This is a genomic window from Streptomyces sp. NRRL F-5650 (genome assembly GCF_000721365.1).
Classification (GTDB): domain Bacteria; phylum Actinomycetota; class Actinomycetes; order Streptomycetales; family Streptomycetaceae; genus Streptomyces; species Streptomyces ardesiacus.
Genome location: NZ_JOGV01000161.1, coordinates 1 through 421, shown reverse-complemented (window position 1 = coordinate 421; position 421 = coordinate 1). Strand labels below are relative to the sequence as shown.

At 75.3% G+C, this 421-nt stretch carries 1 protein-coding gene; it reads left to right on the top strand.

The window, feature by feature from the left end; all coding sequences use genetic code 11:
• Nucleotides 1-95: 95 nt before the first annotated feature.
• Nucleotides 96-421 (top strand): iron chelate uptake ABC transporter family permease subunit (locus tag IG88_RS0137925; RefSeq protein ID WP_031051502.1); only part of this gene is annotated, 326 nt, incomplete at its 3' end.

The window sequence follows — 421 nt, the reverse complement described above, 5'->3', positions numbered from 1 at the left end:
TTCGTCGTGCTGCCGCTGACCGCCACGCTGGTCGGCATCCGCTCGGCCTACGCGGTCGACGACCTGGCCCGCGGACTGCACCCCGAGAGCTTCCGGTGACCCAGGCCGCCACCGGCACGCCCGCCGCGGGGACGGGCCACCGGCGGAAGTCCACCGGCTCAGGACGGGGCCGTACGCGGCTCGGCGTCACACTGCTGGTACTCACCGCCCTGCTCGTCGTCTCCGCGACGGCGGGCCTCGCCATCGGCTCCGTGCACGTACCGCCGGGCCAGGTGTGGGGCATCGTGACGCACGCGCTGGGTGCCGACTGGCAGGAGCAGGACTGGTCGCGCGCCCGGGAGACCATCGTGGTGGACGTACGGGCGCCGCGGGTGCTGCTCGGTGCGGTCACCGGCGCCGGCCTCGCGGTGATCGGCACCGC